We start from the raw sequence: 19,048 nt of genomic DNA, 5'->3' as shown, positions 1-19,048 counted from the left end.
GCTGGCGCGTCGGATTTTTTCCGCCGTCCTACGGCGGGCCGCCCTGGCTTCAGATGATCTGGATGTGGTTGTATTCCAGTTCGGTGTTGATGCCGAGGCGGGCGATGGTCACCGCTGCGCCGCTGCCGTTGCCGTCCGCGTCGTAGGCGAGTTCGCCCGTCGCTTGGTTGTAGATAATGCGGTCGTCGGCATCTTTTGCCTCCGTCCCTTTCACAAATTGTTCTGCACTCAGGCTGCCTTTTTGCAGGCCGGTGAAGATGTTGTGGTCGAGCTGGATGCGGTCGCCTTCGGCGGCATTGAAGTCGAGCAGGGTGTCAATCGTGCCGTCGAACGGGCTGCGGAAGAGGAAGGTGTCCGCACCTGCACCGCCTTTCAGGGTGTCGTTACCACGTCCGCCTTCGATTTGGTCGTTGCCCGCGCCACCGTCAATGTTGTCGTCGCCGTCGAAGCCGAAGAGGTAGTTGGCCGCACTGTTGCCCTTGATGGTGTCGTTGCCCGTGCCGCCTTTCGCGCTCTCTATCTGTGTGCCGTAGCCGATAAAGGCTTGTCCGGTGGTCGGGTTGCCGCTGTCATCCAGCGCCAGATGTCCGGCTTTGCTGCCAGCGTAGATCCAGCTGCCGGGGGTGAGGTCAATGTTGAGATCCAGCGTTTGTTCGCTGGCGTCAAAGGTGTCCTGCCCGCCGCCGTCATGGATGTAGATGTCGTTGCCGACGGCATCTTTGTTGAAGGGTTTGAAGCCGTAGGTGTCATCGCCGCTGTGGTAGTTGGGATTGACGCCGTAGGCATGGTGCAGCGCGGCCAGGTCGTAGATGCCGAGTTTGGTTGGCGAAAGCGGCACTTTCGGCGATGTCCAGCCCTGGCCGAGGTCAACGTCGTAGTCGTACTGTCCGGTGGTGTAGGACATCACGGTGAGGTCGTTACGGTCTTCGGCTTTGTTGATGTCCAGGCTGCTGTCATCGTGACCGAAGGGATGATCCATGCCGAGGCTGTGCCCGATTTCGTGCAATACGGTGCCCCAACCGTGTTTGAGGGTCAGGTTGTGATTCGCGGTATCGATGGTGTATGGCGGTTTTTGGGCGAAGGCATCGTCTGCGGCGTAATACTGCGTATTGAGGTGAACGTTGCCGCCGTAGACGCCATAGCCGGATGTACCGTCTTCGAGACGATGCAGGTAGAAGTTCAGGGTGGCATTGCTGCCCTCCGTGAATTTCACGTTAACGTGTTCTTCGAGGTGATCCAGCACGGTACGGATATCTGCTTTTTGTTGCGCGCTGAACGGGCGGTGGCCCTCCACAGCTTTGCCGTTTTCCATGCCGTTTTCGGAGAAGGCGTAGGTAATGCGCAGTCCCTCACCGGCTTTGTGCCCGTGATAGTGACCGTAGGTCGCCCGTTGGGTACTGTCCAGGCTGTCAACGAAGTAGTGGTTATTCGCGGAGCGGTCACCGGCGAAGGTGCTGTCGGCGACGCTGCCGGTGTGATAGGCGGCTTTTTCGTCGTTATCCACAATGGCGGTGGTAACGGCTTTGTCCGCACCGACGACCGCGCCTTCCGCCCCGCTGATGCTGAGGGTGTAGTGCTCGGTGTTTTCCGGGATGCCGTCGGCATTCGTTTGCAGGCTCAGTTTCGCGCTGGTTTCACCCGCCGGGATGGTCAGGGTTTTGCTGATGCTGCCGAGGTCGCCGTCCGTCGTCTCGCCGTGGGTGAGGGTGAGGGTGAGGGTGACGGGGCGGTCACTGGCTTTGTCCAGTGTCACGGTGTATTCCACCGCCCCGCCTTCGTTGACGTTTTCCGCACCGCTGAGGGTGGCAGTTGGCGGGGTGACGGGTTCGCCGATAGCGGCTGTACCTTCGCTTTCGACGGCTTCCGGAGTACCCTTGCCGTCGGTGTAAGTCGCTTTAACCGTGATGCTTTTGCCTTTTTCGGCTTCGGTCAGGGTGTAGCTCGCGCCCTGCCCTATTTCGCGACCATCGGCCAACCAGTGGTAGGTGATGCTGCCGAGGCCGTCTTCGTCAGCGAGGGTATTGGCAGCAGTGAGGGTCGCACCAACGTGGGGGCTGCCGCTGATGGTAACGCTACCCGTCGGTGCGTGGTTCTCTGCTGGCGGCGGTGCGGTGTCGGTGACGGCGTTTGTAGCGTTACTGAGCAGGTTTTCCTCATGCCCCGCCTTGTCGTAGTAATACACCTGCACGCTGATGACCTTGCCGATATCGGCGGCGGTGATGGTATAGCTGCTACCGTTTGCGCCGTTGATCGCCGCTCCGTTTGCCAGCCAGGTGTACTGGATGCGCTCAGGCAGACCGTCACCATCGCTGACGTTCGCGGTCAGGGTCTCGCCGACGACGGCTGTGCCGCTCAGGGTGACTTGGCCCCGTTGGTTCGCGCCGCCGTCATTGCCACTGTCCACTACGGCTGTGGGCGGGCTGATGACGCTTTCCACTTTGCCGGTGCTATCGGTATAGGTGATGCGCACGCTGATAATTTTGCCGCTGTTATCCGCTGTGACGGTGTAGGTCTCGCCGGTTGCGCCGCTGATTTCCTTGCCGGCGGCCATCCACTGATAGCTGACGTTGCTGACAGCACCATCACCATCGCTGACGGTGGCATGCAATACTTCGCCGGTCGCGGCCTTACCGCTGATGGAGGCCACGCCGCCGTGATTGGCAGTGCCGGTGATATTGGCCGCTGCCGTCAGGTTGATGTCATCGGCGACGATGCGCGCATCTTCGGTATAGAGACCGATTGTGCCGCCGGTGTAGGGATTTTCATCATCGGTAAAGGTAGTAATCACCTTGCCGTTGATGCTGATTTCCACGGTGTTGCCTCTCTTCGTGACGACAAAATTTTTGGGCTCCGCCAACGGCCAGCTTTCGCTGCCGCTCGCCATGAAGCGCTGGCCGCCGCTGTAAGCAGGGTCGCGTTTGCCGAGCTCCCAGCCGTTAGCGCGGGCGACGAAGTAGTAGTAGTGGTCGTTGTCGGTGTGATTCCACACGAGCCAGGCGGTTTCCCAAGCATTGGGCGTCGCTCCCTGGCGCAGTTGTTCAGGGGTGGCGATGGTGCCGCTGTAAGTAAATTCATCGCCTGTCTGCACCGTGCCCAGCACCATCGCGGATGACGTTTCCGTCTCACCGCTGCGCGCCATCGGCTTCAATTGCAAGGCCTGGTTGCCGCCGCCGTTATCGATGATTTCGACGTTGCCATAGCCGGCAAAAGCCACTTTCCACGCGCCAAAAGTATCGTTGTCAACGTAGGTTTTGTGCAGCGGGTAGGAAGAAAAATCGTCGTGCATCAACGGTGCGTTAGTGTTATCTGCCACGCTCGCCGTCGCCTCGCTCGTCGGATTTTCATCGTGTCCGGCGTTGTCTTTGTAGGTCGCGCGCACGCTGATTTTGTGTCCCACGTCGTCTTTGGTGAGCGTATAGCTGCTGCCTGTCTGCCCGCTAATGGGGCTCCCGTCGCGCAGCCATTGGTATTGCACGTTGCCCGGTACGCCGTCGTTATCGGTAACGGTAGCGGTCAGGGTTTTGCCCACTTGCGCCTCGCCGCTGATGCTGATTTTGCCTGCGTGATTGGGTTGGGGCGCGGGGGTATCAGTAACGGTAGCGGTGGCTTCACTGAGCGGGTTTTCGTCGTGCCCGGCGTTGTCTTTGTAGGCGGCGCGCACGCTGATTTTGTGTCCCACGTCGTCTTTGGCGAGTGTATAGCTGCTGCCCGTCTGCCCGCTGATGGGCTGACCGTCGCGTAGCCATTGGTATTGCACGTTGCCCGGTACGCCGTCGTTATCGGTAACGGTAGCTGTCAGCGTTTGCCCGACTTTGGCCTCGCCGCTGATGCTGATTTTGCCTGCGTGATTGGGTTGGGGCGCGGGGGTATCAGTAACGGTAGCGGTGGCTTCACTGAGCGGGTTTTCGTCGTGCCCGGCGTTGTCTTTGTAGGCGGCGCGCACGCTGATTTTGTGCCCGGCATCGTCTTTGGCGAGTGTATAGCTGCTGCCCGTCTGCCCGCTGATGGGCTGACCGTCGCGTAGCCATTGGTATTGCACGTTGCCCGGTACGCCGTCGTTATCGGTAACGGTAGCGGTCAGGGTTTTGCCCACTTGCGCCTCGCCGCTGATGCTGATTTTGCCTGCGTGATTCGGTTGTGGCGCGGGGGTATCAGTAACGGTAGCGGTGGCTTCACTGAGCGGGTTTTCGTCGTGCCCGGCGTTGTCTTTGTAGGCGGCGCGCACGCTGATTTTGTGTCCCGCGTCGTCTTTGGTGAGCGTATAGCTGCTGCCCGTCTGCCCGCTGATGGGCTGACCGTCGCGTAGCCATTGGTATTGCACGTTGCCCGGTACGCCGTCGTTATCGGTAACGGTAGCGGTCAGGGTTTTGCCCACTTGCGCCTCGCCGCTGATGCTGATTTTGCCTGCGTGATTGGGTTGTGGGTTCGGTTGCGGGTTCGGTTGTGGGTTCGGTTGCGGGTTCGGTTGCGGGTTCGGTTGTGGGTTCGGTTGTGGGTTCGGTTGTGGGTTCGGTTGTGGGTTCGGTTGTGGGTTCGGTTGTGGGTTCGGTTGTGGGTTCGGTTGTGGGTTCGGTTGTGGGTTCGGTTGTGGGTTCGGTTGTGGGTTCGGTTGTGGGTTCGGTTGTGGGTTCGGTTGTGGGTTCGGTTGTGGGTTCGGTTGTGGGTTCGGTTGTGGGTTCGGTTGTGGGTTCGGTTGTGGGTTCGGTTGTGGGTTCGGTTGTGGGTTCGGTTGTGGGTTCGGTTGTGGGTTCGGTTGTGGGTTCGGTTGTGGGTTCGGTTGTGGGTTCGGTTGTGGGTTCGGTTGTGGGTTCGGTTGTGGGTTCGGTTGTGGGTTCGGTTGTGGGTTCGGTTGTGGGTTCGGTTGTGGGTTCGGTTGTGGGTTCGGTTGTGGGTTCGGTTGTGGGTTCGGTTGTGGGTTCGGTTGCGGCTTCGGATTGGGCTGCGGCGCCACATTGCCGTCGTGATGGTGCTTGTCGTGGTTGTGTGCGGCGATGGCGATGCCGCCTGCGGTCAGCGCTATGCCGCTGATGATGCCGGCGACTGCCTCCGGGGGCAGGCTGCTGCCCGCTGCCGTCCCTGTGCCGATTTCGCTCGCCAGGATATGTTCCGGGGTGTTATCCACCACCGGGTAGATATACGGCGTATCGTCGGCCTGCATACCGAGCAGCACACCCTGGCCGTTGTTGAAGTAATCTTTGATGATCAGGCGGTTATTGTTGTCAATGCTCACCACGAGGTCATCGCCGCTGCGTGTGCCGCTGACCGCGGCTGGGCCGCGTCCGCCAGCTTCGGCAAATTCATAGTAGACGTTATTTACGGCTTCAATTTGTAGCGGCGCGCCATCGGCGTTGATGGTGTATTCGCCGATAACGCGGCCGGTGGTGTCCTTGACGGTGAGATTGACGGGTTGCGCCATGTTGCGTTCCTTTTCGTTAGGTAGTGGTTTATGACCGTTACGGAATTATGATCTGTTTCTTAGCAAAAAACGCTTGCCACGGTTTTCCGTGGCAAGCGCGCAGTTAAAAACCGCTCGCAAATGGGCGGTTATTGTTTATGGTCAGAAGTTGTTGCCGTGATTATGGTTATCTTCCAGATGCGGGTTGTAGTTGCTGCTGTAAGCAGGTTCATCGTAACCCTGCGGCGTCATGACTTTTACATGCGTGAGGATGTCTTTTTCGCTTAACTTGCCGTTGGCGCCGACGATATCCACCGTCCGGGTATGGCCTTCGCTGTCACTGATGCTCAGGCGCTGACTTTCGCCGTGATCCTCCAGCGTCAGTTTGGCACCGGCCAGATGTTCGCCTGCAAAGACAATGCGGTCACCTTCCGCCGGGTTGAAGTCAAGGATCTTGTTTCCAGGCCCGTCGTTGCCGTCGAAGAGGAAGGCGAAGGTATCCGCACCCTTGCCGCCACTGAACTGGTGTGCACCATGTGCGGCGACAAAGATATCGTCACCATCACTGCCATGCAGGTTTTGCACGTTACCGTTATCCGCTGTCTTGGCAAGGATCTCCGTACTGTGCTGACCAAGGTAGTTGAGGATGTCCTCTCCTTCCATATTGACCAGCTGCCTGTAATCCGCCGCACTGATTCCCTGGCTGAGGTGCAATGTACCCTGAGCGGTATGTACCGCACTTTCATGCGCATCATGGCTATCCGCATCATGCTGTCCGTGGCTGGCATCCTGCACATCATCGGCAAGATGGCTATGCTCGGTGATCGGCTGTTCCGGCGCAATATGCGGTGCCTGCGGTGCTTCTCCGGCTTTCATGGTTGCCACTTCACTGTTGGCACTGCCGTAGGCATCATTGAAGTTCTGCGCGGTGACCTCACTGCCTGCTTTCAGCATATGCGCCGGAATGGTCACGGTACCTGTTTGGGCATTCAGGGTAATACCGCTTGCCGGCGATATTTTATAGTCGTCATCAAAGGCCCATTCCGTTTCGGCAGCATGGATATTCTTCCGCACAATCAGCTTGTATGCTTGACCCGTAGGATCGGTAAAACGCACTTCCATGAAGGTTAGCTCGTTCATGGTGTAGGTATTTGCCGGATTTTTCAGATCCATGCCGGAGGTAATGCTGACATTGCCGGTTTTCCCATCCCGTACCATCGTCGGCGTTACCGGCGGATCGTTATCCAGGATGCCTACGTTATAGCGCACATCGGTAATGGCTCTTGCCCCTTCGGCTTTTTTAATGGCGACTTGAAGGCCGCTGTGATAGCTCTGCACCACACTGTCGTCAACGGTTGTCAGTGTGAAATCAACGCTGGTCTTCCCTTTTGGAATTACGAAAGTCTTTTTATTGCCCTCTTTGAACGCAGCATTTCCGGATGCGGCAAATTCAACGGTTACGCTGACATCGTGATCTGCCGCCTTGTTCATCTGCAGCCTGTAGCTGATGCTCTCGCCTTCACGCACGACGGCGTTTTTGCCTACCAAAGAAACAACCGGTTCGCCGTCACTGTCGGCAATGGTGCTGTACACCGAATCGTTTTGAGGAGCAGAAGCCCTTGGTGCACGTTCAAGCGTAGCGCCTTTCGGGTTGATCAGCTTGATAGAGAAGCCTTCTACGCCTTCCGCCGCACTGTCTGCATTGGCAGTCACTGTGAACGTGGCCTGGGTTTCTCCCGCCGGGATGGTGACGCGTTTGGTGCTTAACCTCACATCATCCTCGGAGGCGCTCTTTTCAACACCGAGACCAGAAGGTACGAATTTAATATCAACACTGACCGGATGATTCGTCGCCTTGCTCAGGGTGACCGTATAGGTCGCCGTACCGCCTTCCGTCAGGGACGGTTGGTCGGTATTGAGGGTAAGGCTCGGCAACGCAGCCTCATCATCAATCACCAGTGCTTTGATCAGTTTGGCGGCATCGTTAACCTTCGCCCCGGACGCACCGGTAATCTCAATGCCGAAGCGTCCCGTGGATGGATGCCCGGGTCTGTCATTGACGTCGTTATTGTCGTCAGCCGAAACGGTGAAGGTTGCCCGGGTCTCTCCGGCCGGGATGGTCACCTGCTTATTACTCAGGCGAATGGTTCCCTGTTCGGCACCATTGACATAGTGGTTCAATTTAAGAGAAACCGTCACATCATGATCCGTCGCTTTATCCAGCTGCGCCACATAGGTAGCTTTCCCGCCTTCCGGAAGGTTGAGCGGACCAACCAGGCTGACCGCAGGATCAACGCCGTCCCCCTGAACCTTGCCTGTGGGCTCGCTACCCGGGTTTTCATGATGCCGGATATTGTCATCATATTCGGCCTTGACGCTAATGTTCTTGCCCACATCGCTGGGACGCAGGGTATAGGTCTTCTCCGTCGCACCATTTATGGGTTGCCCGTTGGCCAGCCACTGATAGCGGATGGCATCTTCGGCAACGCCATCAGGGTCAACCACATTAGCCGTCAGCGTTTCACCAACTTTGGCGGTACCGCTGATAGTAACGCGACCATTATCTACCACAGGCGGATAGGCCGGATCGTCCTGCACTTGCAAGGTGAATTCCTTGCTGAAAGTACCGCCGTGTCCATCATTAGTTGTAATTGTCAGTTTTACCGTCTGTTCTTTGGCAAAGTCAAGATGCTCACCGGCTTTCAGCTTCAACGTGCCGTCAACAACCTCAAAGCGGCTGTCGCTTACTGTGTAAGTATGCGTATCACCCTTGTCTTCGTCAGTTGTGGTCAGCTTGCCAACTTCTGCGCCGTCCTTGCCTTCCATAATTTGGGTGGCATTCAGACTGATATCCGTTGGTGCGTGGTTTTTATTAGCTGGCGGAATATTCGGTACATCCTGCGCATCGCTGGTCGGTTTTTCCGCAGTACCTATATTGTCGGTATATTCAACATGGACACTGATCTTGTGCCCCGCATCGTCATTAGTGAGCGTATAGGTCTTGTTGGTTGCTGCAGAGATCGGTTCCCCATCACGCAGCCATTGGTATCGGACACTATCTTCCGCAAAGCCGTTACCATCACTGACTTTCGCTGTCAGCTCACTGCCGACTTTGGCTTCTCCTTCAATGATTACGCTACCCGGCTGATTCACCGGTGCCTGACCGTTGTCATAGCCCGCATTCAGGCTGGCACTGGTACCTTCCCTATATTCGGAATCGTTGTGCGCACTGACCGGGCTGCCATCTTTCAGTGCCTTGCCGCCAAGGGTGACGACTCCGCTGTTTTCGTCCAGGCTGATGTTGTCGCGTGGCAGATCAGAGCTCGTCCATGTGCCGTTGTCATTGCGGGTAACTGTCAGCGTCTGCTCGTTATCATCATTGTCGCGATAAGTAATGACTAGGCGTTTGATACCGCTATCTGTCTGCGGCGTTACTACCACACTACCATTCTCACTGCCTGCTGCCAGCGTTGGAGCAGACGGTGGATCGTTGTCGGCGATGGTTGTCTCTACCGCTTTGGCCTTATTCACCGCACCGGTGACATTTTCCACGCTGACGCTGAAAGTGCGGTTCGGCTGATAACTGTCGTTATCCAGCGCCGCTACTTCAAAATTGTGGCTGGTTTTCCCTTTCGGGATAGTGATGGTGCGAGTTTCTGTCTTGACGTTGCCATCATCTGTCGTGCCATGTTTGATGCTCACGGTAACCGTCACATCACTGTCTGCCGCCTTGTTGAGTGTCAAGGTATAAGCAGCGCTTTCACCTTCGACAACATTACCGTCGCCACTCAGAGTCAGCTCGGCCTCAACCGGCTGCGGTGTGCCGTTATCGGGGTCAGTCGTTATAGAAACACGATTACTGTACGCAGTACCTTTACCGGCAATAGCACTCAGAGTGGTGTTGTCATCCACTGCTGCCGGAGCGACTTTCACCACACCACTTGTGGCATCAAAATCAACACCAACCGGTTTCTGCGTACCATCCTGTACCTGCCATGGACTGGAGGCACCTGCACGGGTGAGAGTCAGGCTTCTTGCTTGCCCGTTACTTTCGTAATCCACACGCAGATAGGTCGCCTCATCCGGCGGTGTGATGGTCACACCACCTTGTTCGGCGCCTTCACCCTTGGTCAGGGTCGGCTGCGTGAATGAAGGTTGAGGCGGTTGCGGTGTAGTGTTATCCATATCACTTGTCACGCTGTTTTCCGCTGTAGTCGGATTTGTACCGTTGTGAGCGACAGCCTTGACTTCCGTCTTGTCCGCGACCGCATCCGGCGGCAGTTTTACTGCGCCACTCGCGGCATCCACGGTAATACCCTGGTTCTCGGGCACGCCTGCCGCCACCCATTGACCGTTCGTTTTTGTCACTGTGATGGTGTGATCAGCGTTCTGTTCGTCTTTATAAGTAATCACTACCTTGTCAGTATTACCCTGCGGAGTAATGGTGACACCACCCTGCTCCGTATCCGCACCTTTAGTTACAAGCGGTTGCTCCGGATCGGCAAGCTTCGGCGGATTGTTACCTGCGACGAAGCTGGTTTCTCCTTGGAAGACTGAATGAATGCTAATAGCCGATATCGAGACAGTACTGCCATCCTGCACCACTTTGGCTGCCATGATGACTTTGCCGGTCTTTGCATCCACCGTAATGCCTTCGATCGGATCACCATCCATCTTCCACATGCCATTAGTTTTCAGGGTAGAAAATTCCTTCTTTTCTCCCGTTTGCTCATCTATATATGAGACGGCCAGCCTATCGGTGCGTTCCTTCGGAGTGATAACGACACTGCCCTGTTCCTCACCCTCGCTAACCTCCGGTTTCTCGGGTCTGGGCTCATTTTTATCAATACCCGTGGTGATTTCAGCGGGTGCACTGGTTTGGGTCGCGTTGCTGTTGATAGCGGTAACCTTGCTTTCATCGAGCACCTGATCCGGCTCAAAGCGGGTCTCACCAGTATCGGCATCCACATAGCTACCATTATCGGCGCTCCACTTACCTGTCGCAGCATCTTTAGTCACCGTTGCTGTGTGTGTAGCCGGTGGTGTCCCCTCATCCTGATACTTGATCACCATCTTGGTTGCCCCCTTTGCTGGAGTGACAGTGAAGGCATCACCGTATTCACCAATACCCGTTTGGAAAGTCGGCGGATCTAACGGTAGTGGAGCACTGTCGTAGGTCACGGTCACGCTCGCCGGCTCGCTCACGTTGCCGTCCGTGTCCGATACGGTGTATTTGACCGGTTTCGGGTTGCCGCTAAAGCCCGCCGCCGGGGTAAAGGTGATTTTGCCGGTCGTGCTGTTAACCGTCCAGGTGCCTTCGCCCGCCACGCTCAGGGTGGTCACCGGGCGGTTGTTGGCATCCAGCAGTTTGACGCTGCTCTTGTCCAGGGTGTGGTTGCCCTGCGGGTCGCTGTCGTTGGCAAGAACGTCCACTTCAACCGGCTGCCCTGTCGTGCCTTTGCCTGTGTCGTCAGCCGCTACCGGTTTGACGTTGCCCGGCGGCGGCGTGCTGCCGCTGTAGGTCACGGTCACGCTCGCCGGCTCGCTCACGTTGCCGTCCGTGTCCGATACGGTGTATTTGACCGGTTTCGGGTTGCCGCTAAAGCCCGCCGCCGGGGTAAAGGTGATTTTGCCGGTCGTGCTGTTAACCGTCCAGGTGCCTTCGCCCGCCACGCTCAGGGTGGTCACCGGGCGGTTGTTGGCATCCAGCAGTTTGACGCTGCTCTTGTCCAGGGTGTGGTTGCCCTGCGGGTCGCTGTCGTTGGCAAGAACGTCCACTTCAACCGGCTGGCCTGTCGTGCCTTTGCCCGTGTCGTCAGCCGCCACCGGTTTGACGTTGCCCGGCGGGGTGGTGCCACTGTAGGTCACGGTCACGCTCGCCGGCTCGCTCACGTTGCCATCCGTGTCCGATACGGTGTATTTGACCGGTTTCGGGTTGCCGCTAAAGCCCGCCGCCGGGGTAAAGGTGATTTTGCCGGTCGTGCTGTTAACCGTCCAGGTGCCTTCGCCCGCCACGCTCAGGGTGGTCACCGGGCGGTTGTTGGCATCCAGCAGTTTGACGCTGCTCTTGTCCAGGGTGTGGTTGCCCTGCGGGTCGCTGTCGTTGGCAAGAACGTCCACTTCAACCGGCTGCCCTGTCGTGCCTTTGCCTGTGTCGTCAGCCGCCACCGGTTTGACGTTGCCCGGCGGCGGCGTGCTGCCGCTGTAGGTCACGGTCACGCTCGCCGGCTCGCTCACGTTGCCATCCGTGTCCGATACGGTGTATTTGACCGGTTTCGGGTTGCCGCTAAAGCCCGCCGCCGGGGTAAAGGTGATTTTGCCGGTCGTGCTGTTAACCGTCCAGGTGCCTTCGCCCGCCACTCTCAGGGTGGTCACCGGGCGGTTGTTGGCATCCAGCAGTTTGACGCTGCTCTTGTCCAGGGTGTGGTTGCCCTGCGGGTCGCTGTCGTTGGCAAGAACGTCCACTTCAACCGGCTGCCCTGTCGTGCCTTTGCCTGTGTCGTCAGCCGCCACCGGTTTGACGTTGCCCGGCGGCGGCGTGCTGCCGCTGTAGGTCACGGTCACGTTCGCCGGCTCGCTCACGTTGCCGTCCGTGTCCGATACGGTGTATTTGACCGGTTTCGGGTTGCCGCTAAAGCCCGCCGCCGGGGTAAAGGTGATTTTGCCGGTCGTGCTGTTAACCGTCCAGGTGCCTTCGCCCGCCACGCTCAGGGTGGTCACCGGGCGGTTGTTGGCATCCAGCAGTTTGACGCTGCTCTTGTCCAGGGTGTGGTTGCCCTGCGGGTCGCTGTCGTTGGCAAGAACGTCCACTTCAACCGGCTGGCCCGTCGTGCCTTTGCCCGTGTCGTCAGCCGCCACCGGTTTGACGTTGGTTGGCGGCGGCGTGCTGCCGCTGTAGGTCACGGTCACGCTCGCCGGCTCGCTCACGTTGCCGTCCGTGTCCGATACGGTGTATTTGACCGGTTTCGGGTTGCCGCTAAAGCCCGCTGCCGGGGTAAAGGTGATTTTGCCGGTCGTGCTGTTAACCGTCCAGGTGCCTTCGCCCGCCACGCTCAGGGTGGTCACCGGGCGGTTGTTGGCATCCAGCAGTTTGACGCTGCTCTTGTCCAGGGTGTGGTTGCCCTGCGGGTCGCTGTCGTTGGCAAGAACGTCCACTTCAACCGGCTGCCCTGTCGTGCCTTTGCCTGTGTCGTCAGCCGCCACCGGTTTGACGTTGCCCGGCGGCGGCGTGCTGCCGCTGTAGGTCACGGTCACGCTCGCCGGCTCGCTCACGTTGCCATCCGTGTCCGATACGGTGTATTTGACCGGTTTCGGGTTGCCGCTAAAGCCCGCCGCCGGGGTAAAGGTGATTTTGCCGGTCGTGCTGTTAACCGTCCAGGTGCCTTCGCCCGCCACGCTCAGGGTGGTCACCGGGCGGTTGTTGGCATCCAGCAGTTTGACGCTGCTCTTGTCCAGGGTGTGGTTGCCCTGCGGGTCGCTGTCGTTGGCAAGAACGTCCACTTCAACCGGCTGCCCTGTCGTGCCTTTGCCTGTGTCGTCAGCCGCCACCGGTTTGACGTTGCCCGGCGGCGGCGTGCTGCCGCTGTAGGTCACGGTCACGCTCGCCGGCTCGCTCACGTTGCCATCCGTGTCCGATACGGTGTATTTGACCGGTTTCGGGTTGCCGCTAAAGCCCGCCGCCGGGGTAAAGGTGATTTTGCCGGTCGTGCTGTTAACCGTCCAGGTGCCTTCGCCCGCCACGCTCAGGGTGGTCACCGGGCGGTTGTTGGCATCCAGCAGTTTGACGCTGCTCTTGTCCAGGGTGTGGTTGCCCTGCGGGTCGCTGTCGTTGGCAAGAACGTCCACTTCAACCGGCTGGCCCGTCGTGCCTTTGCCCGTGTCGTCAGCCGCTACCGGTTTGACGTTGCCCGGCGGCGGCGTGCTGCCGCTGTAGGTCACGGTCACGCTCGCCGGCTCGCTCACGTTGCCGTCCGTGTCCGATACGGTGTATTTGACCGGTTTCGGGTTGCCGGTAAAGCCCGCTACCGGGGTAAAGGTGATTTTGCCGGTCATGCTGTTAACCGTCCAGGTGCCTTCGCCGGCAACGGTCAGGGTGGTCACCGGGCGGTTGTTGGCATCCAGCAGTTTGACGCTGCTCTTGTCCAGGGTGTGGTTGCCCTGCGGGTCGCTGTCGTTGGCAAGAACGTCCACTTCAACCGGCTGGCCCGTCGTGCCTTTGCCCGTGTCGTCAGCCGCTACCGGTTTGACGTTGCCCGGCGGGGTGCTGCCGCTGTAGGTCACGGTCACGCTCGCCGGCTCGCTCACGTTGCCGTCCGTGTCCGATACGGTGTATTTGACCGGTTTCGGGTTGCCGGTAAAGCCCGCCGCCGGGGTAAAGGTGATTTTGCCGGTCGCACTGTTAACCGTCCAGGTGCCTTCGCCCGCCACGCTCAGGGTGGTCACCGGGCGGTTGTTGGCATCCAGCAGTTTGACGCTGCTCTTGTCTAGGGTGTGGTTGCCCTGCGGGTCGCTGTCGTTGGCAAGAACGTCCACTTCAACCGGCTGGCCCGTCGTGCCTTTGCCCGTGTCGTCAGCCGCCACCGGTTTGACGTTGCCCGGCGGCGGCGTGCTGCCGCTGTAGGTCACGGTCACGCTCGCCGGCTCGCTCACGTTGCCGTCCGTGTCCGATACGGTGTATTTGACCGGTTTCGGGTTGCCGGTAAAGCCCGCTACCGGGGTAAAGGTGATTTTGCCGGTCGCGCTGTTAACCGTCCAGGTGCCTTCGCCCGCCACGCTCAGGGTGGTCACCGGGCAGTTGTTGGCATCCAGCAGTTTGACGCTGCTCTTGTCCAGGGTGTGGTTGCCCTGCGGGTCGCTGTCGTTGGCAAGAACGTCCACTTCAACCGGCTGGCCCGTCGTGCCTTTGCCCGTGTCGTCAGCCGCCACCGGTTTGACGTTGCCCGGCGGCGGCGTGCTGCCGCTGTAGGTCACAGTCACGCTCGCCGGCTCGCTCACGTTGCCGTCCGTGTCCGATACGGTGTATTTGACCGGTTTCGGGTTGCCGGTAAAGCCCGCCGCCGGGGTAAAGGTGATTTTGCCGGTCGCGCTGTTAACCGTCCAGGTGCCTTCGCCCGCCACGCTCAGGGTGGTCACCGGGCGGTTGTTGGCATCCAGCAGTTTGACGCTGCTCTTGTCTAGGGTGTGGTTGCCCTGCGGGTCGCTGTCGTTGGCAAGAACGTCCACTTCAACCGGCTGGCCCGTCGTGCCTTTGCCCGTGTCGTCAGCCGCTACCGGTTTGACGTTGCCCGGCGGGGTGCTGCCGCTGTAGGTCACGGTCACGCTCGCCGGCTCGCTCACGTTGCCGTCCGTGTCCGATACGGTGTATTTGACCGGTTTCGGGTTGCCGGTAAAGCCCGCTACCGGGGTAAAGGTGATTTTGCCGGTCATGCTGTTAACCGTCCAGGTGCCTTCGCCGGCAACGGTCAGGGTGGTCACCGGGCGGTTGTTGGCATCCAGCAGTTTGACGCTGCTCTTGTCCAGGGTGTGGTTGCCCTGCGGGTCGCTGTCGTTGGCAAGAACGTCCACTTCAACCGGCTGGCCCGTCGTGCCTTTGCCCGTGTCGTCAGCCGCTACCGGTTTGACGTTGCCCGGCGGGGTGCTGCCGCTGTAGGTCACGGTCACGCTCGCCGGCTCGCTCACGTTGCCGTCCGTGTCCGATACGGTGTATTTGACCGGTTTCGGGTTGCCGGTAAAGCCCGCCGCCGGGGTAAAGGTGATTTTGCCGGTCGCGCTGTTAACCGTCCAGGTGCCTTCGCCCGCCACGCTCAGGGTGGTCACCGGGCGGTTGTTGGCATCCAGCAGTTTGACGCTGCTCTTGTCTAGGGTGTGGTTGCCCTGCGGGTCGCTGTCGTTGGCAAGAACGTCCACTTCAACCGGCTGGCCCGTCGTGCCTTTGCCCGTGTCGTCAGCCGCCACCGGTTTGACGTTGCCCGGCGGCGGCGTGCTGCCGCTGTAGGTCACGGTCACGCTCGCCGGCTCGCTCACGTTGCCGTCCGTGTCCGATACGGTGTATTTGACCGGTTTCGGGTTGCCGGTAAAGCCCGCTACCGGGGTAAAGGTGATTTTGCCGGTCATGCTGTTAACCGTCCAGGTGCCTTCGCCCGCCACGCTCAGGGTGGTCACCGGGCGGTTGTTGGCATCCAGCAGTTTGACGCTGCTCTTGTCCAGGGTGTGGTTGCCCTGCGGGTCGCTGTCGTTGGCAAGAACGTCCACTTCAACCGGCTGGCCCGTCGTGCCTTTGCCCGTGTCGTCAGCCGCCACCGGTTTGACGTTGCCCGGCAGGCTTCCATCGGTAATTTCTGCCGTCGGTCGGCTGGTGATATTTTCTTGATGTCCCGCGTTATCGGTGTAGCGCACTTCGACGGTAATGGTCTTGCCTTTATCGCCCGGTTGGATGGTGTAGGTTTGTCCGGTGCCGATTTCCTGACCGTTAGCCAACCAGCGGTACGTGATACCGTTTGCCGGTACGCCGTCCGGGTCAGAAATAGTCGCACTCAGGGTTTGTCCCACTTGTGCCTTGCCGCTGATGGTAACGCTGCCGGGTTGATTTTGTCCGGGTTGGGGATTGGGGTTCGGTGATGGTGGCTGCGGGTTCGGATTTGGTTGTGGTCCGATATTGTCTGGCGGAATAGGAGTGGGATTGCTGGGACTGCCGTCGTCATCATTATGGTTATTTTTCGCGATGCCGATAGCTGCGGCTATCAGGCCGATTCCGCCTGCTACACCCAGAGGGGCAAGCACAGGCTGTCCCTGTTCAGCAGCGAAGGCTTGTGATGCTTCAATTTCGGAAGCCAGCACATGCTCCGGGGCACTGGCAACGGGATAATCAAATAACCCACCATCAGCTTGCGTGCCGACCAATGCACCCTGTCCCTGGGTAAAGTAGTTTTCAATGACAAGATCGGTACCGTCATCAAAGGACACCAGTAGATTGTCGCCTACGCGCTCGGTGATAATGCTTTCTGGACCAATACCGGTTGCCTGTTCGGTGAACTGGTAGTACACGCCATCTATTGCCTGGATGTGCTGTGCACTACCTGCGGTATTGATGTTGTATTGTTCAATGGTATTACCGGCGTTGTCTTTCAGGGCCAGGATGATTTGCTTTGCCATAAGCTAATTCCTTTTATTGGTGGTTGGTTACTAGTTATTCATGTCAAGATACATGAAGGTTTCTTCACTATTATACAAAAGTTAATATTTAATTACTACTTCATGAAAGCACGCCGCATGCCAAAATAAAAACCGTCCTAAATGGACGGTTTTCTATTTTTGTTCAACAGGATACGCCGTTTATTTCCGTAACCATTTATCCAAAAAACTGTTCAACCAACGGCGGATGTCTTCATTAAATCGCTCCTGATAGGTCCATTGTGAGGCAACGGTCTGCGCTCCAGGGTTGGATAATTCCTCACTATCGCGAGTGTGCCAATAGCGAATTTGTTCTGGCGTCGCTTCGGGGTGGAACTGAAACCCGTAGGCGTGCGCACCAAGGCGGAAAGCCTGATTGGGGAAGGCGTCGCTGGCCACCAGTTTGACGGCGCCCTCCGGCAAGGTGAATCCTTCATTGTGCCACTGAAAAAAGCGCTCCGGCATATCGGCAAAAATATCGCTGAAACCTTCAACCGTCGGATAGAGGTGGTAATAGCCGATTTCTACAACATGCTCGGCGTGACGGGTAATTTTTCCGCCATAAGCCATCGCCAGTAGTTGTGCACCGAGGCAGATGCCAAGGAAGGGTTTGCCGCTTTCGACCACGCTGCGTATCCACAACAATTCCGCGAGCAATTCGGGCAGGGTATTGCAATCATTGGCGCTCATCTTGCCACCGAAGACGATCGCTGCATCGAAACTATCTGCCTCTGGCAGAGGATCACCTGCAAGCGGGCAAAGTACGCGGAATTCGTGCTGTTGTGCTTGCAAAATATTGCCGATATGACCGGTCGAACCGGCAGGGTTGTGCAAGATCGCCACGATACGCAGCATGGTCAAGTGCCTTAGTCCAATTAAGAAAGGCGCGTAATGTAGCGCAATCGCCAGGTAACAAAAAGGGCGTGACGCCAAGCGCCACGCCCTTCATGCGGAAGATAAGACCTACTGCCCCTGCTGGAATGCATCCAGCGCGCGGGCGGAATACACCATTGCCGCACCAGCATTCATGGCGACGGCCACACCCAATGCCTCGGCAAGCTCCTGCTCGGTAGCACCGACCTTACGTGCCGCTTCAGCATGCATCGTAATACAGCCGTCGCAACGGGTTGTGACTGCGACAGCCATCGCAATCAATTCGCGTGTTTTCGCATCCAGTACGCCACCTTCGCCGTTGGCTTTGGCAAGGGTTTGATAACCCTTCATCGTGTCGGGGCTGAGTTTGCTGAAACCACCCAGTTTGCCCATGAGCCAAGTCCGATATTCTTTCCAGTTCAACATAATAAAAACCTCATAACTAACAAAGGGAAGGTCGGGCATTGTAGAGGTGGCGTGTTAAGCTGATAAGCTGGAAAACACGCAAAAAAACGCCCCAGCGTCTCAATACCGCATCATCATGAACCTTCCCCCCCCTACATCTACATAAAGGAACCCCATCATGCTATTTGTGGACAACCAGGAAAACACCGACCCGCGCACCAATATCGCGCTGGAAACCTACCTCGTCGAAAACCGCCTCACCGACCAGCCACTGCTGCTTTTCTACATCAATGAACCCTCCATCATCATTGGCCGTAACCAAAATACCGTTGAAGAAGTGAACCAGCGCTACGTCGAAGAGCACGGTGTCCACGTCGTCCGCCGTATGTCTGGCGGCGGCGCGGTCTATCACGACCTCGGCAACTTTTCCTACTGCTTCATCCAGGAAGAACACGGCCCGGCACGCGATTTCAGCGTTTTTACCCGCCCCGTCATCGAAGCCCTGCACCAGATGGGTGTCGCCGGCGCCAAACTCGAAGGCCGGAACGACCTGCTTATTGACGGCAAAAAATTCTCCGGCAACGCCATGTACATCAAAAATGGCCGCATGACCGCACACGGCACCATCCTCTATGACGCCGACCTTGACGCCGTCACTGCCGCCCTCAAACCGCGCGCCGACAAAATCGAATCCAAGGGCATCAAATCCGTGCGCAGCCGCGTGACCAACATCCGCCCCTACGTCGCTGACGCCTACCAGCACCTGAACACACGCGAATTTCGTGACCACCTGCTCCTGCGTATCTTCGGCGTGAACAACCGTGCCGACGTGCCCGAATACACACTCAGCACCGACGACTGGGCACAAGTCGCGGCCATCCGTGCCGAACGCTTTGCCAACTGGGACTGGAATTATGGCCGCTCCCCAGCCTTCACCAGCGAGCGCTACCACAAATACCCGCAAGGTGCGGTGGATTTCCGCTTCAACGTCGCCCAGGGCGGCAACATCAGCGACATCAAAATCTACGGAGATTTCTTCGGCGTGGGCGACATCGCCGACGTGGAAAAACGGCTGACCGGCATCCCTTACCGCCGCGACGCTATCACCGCTGCCTTTGCCGACATTGACACTGCGCTTTATTTTGGCGGCATCGCTGCGAAAAACCTCATTGATCAACTGGTCGGCTAACCGAAGGTACACAATAG

5 protein-coding genes are annotated in these 19,048 nt (G+C 58.3%); 1 reads left to right on the top strand and 4 read right to left on the bottom strand.

Features of this window, described 5'->3' with window-relative positions:
* Positions 1-49: 49 nt before the first annotated feature.
* The 4 genes from DY250_RS13945 to DY250_RS05085 form a co-directional block, all read right to left on the bottom strand.
* The gene (locus tag DY250_RS13945; protein WP_172542218.1) at positions 50-5,416 is read right to left on the bottom strand and encodes an immunoglobulin-like domain-containing protein; all 5,367 of its coding nucleotides are present in this window, start codon (positions 5,414-5,416) and stop codon (positions 50-52) included.
* Between the two features lie 141 nt (positions 5,417-5,557).
* Positions 5,558-16,546 carry an Ig-like domain-containing protein gene (locus tag DY250_RS05095; RefSeq protein WP_115611341.1) on the bottom strand — a complete coding sequence of 3,663 codons (10,989 nt, stop codon included), beginning with the start codon at positions 16,544-16,546 and terminating at the stop codon, positions 5,558-5,560.
* A gap of 180 nt (positions 16,547-16,726) precedes the next feature.
* Positions 16,727-17,419, bottom strand: a complete 693-nt coding sequence (locus tag DY250_RS05090; RefSeq protein ID WP_115611340.1) for a glutamine amidotransferase-related protein — start codon at positions 17,417-17,419, stop codon at positions 16,727-16,729.
* A gap of 108 nt (positions 17,420-17,527) precedes the next feature.
* Positions 17,528-17,863, bottom strand: coding sequence for a carboxymuconolactone decarboxylase family protein (locus DY250_RS05085; protein ID WP_040389426.1), 336 nt, complete (start codon positions 17,861-17,863; stop codon positions 17,528-17,530).
* A 157-nt stretch (positions 17,864-18,020) separates the two neighbouring features.
* Here DY250_RS05085 and lplA point away from each other — a divergent pair, with 157 nt between their 5' ends.
* Positions 18,021-19,031, top strand: a complete 1,011-nt coding sequence (lplA, locus tag DY250_RS05080) for a lipoate--protein ligase (RefSeq protein ID WP_115611339.1) — start codon at positions 18,021-18,023, stop codon at positions 19,029-19,031.
* The last annotated feature ends 17 nt before the right edge of the window (positions 19,032-19,048 follow it).

The sequence above is a fragment of the Cardiobacterium valvarum genome (assembly GCF_900460955.1).
GTDB classification, from domain to species: Bacteria; Pseudomonadota; Gammaproteobacteria; order Cardiobacteriales; family Cardiobacteriaceae; genus Cardiobacterium; species Cardiobacterium valvarum.
Note: the sequence above shows the minus strand (reverse complement) of the source record. Positions and strands in the feature narration are given on the sequence as shown.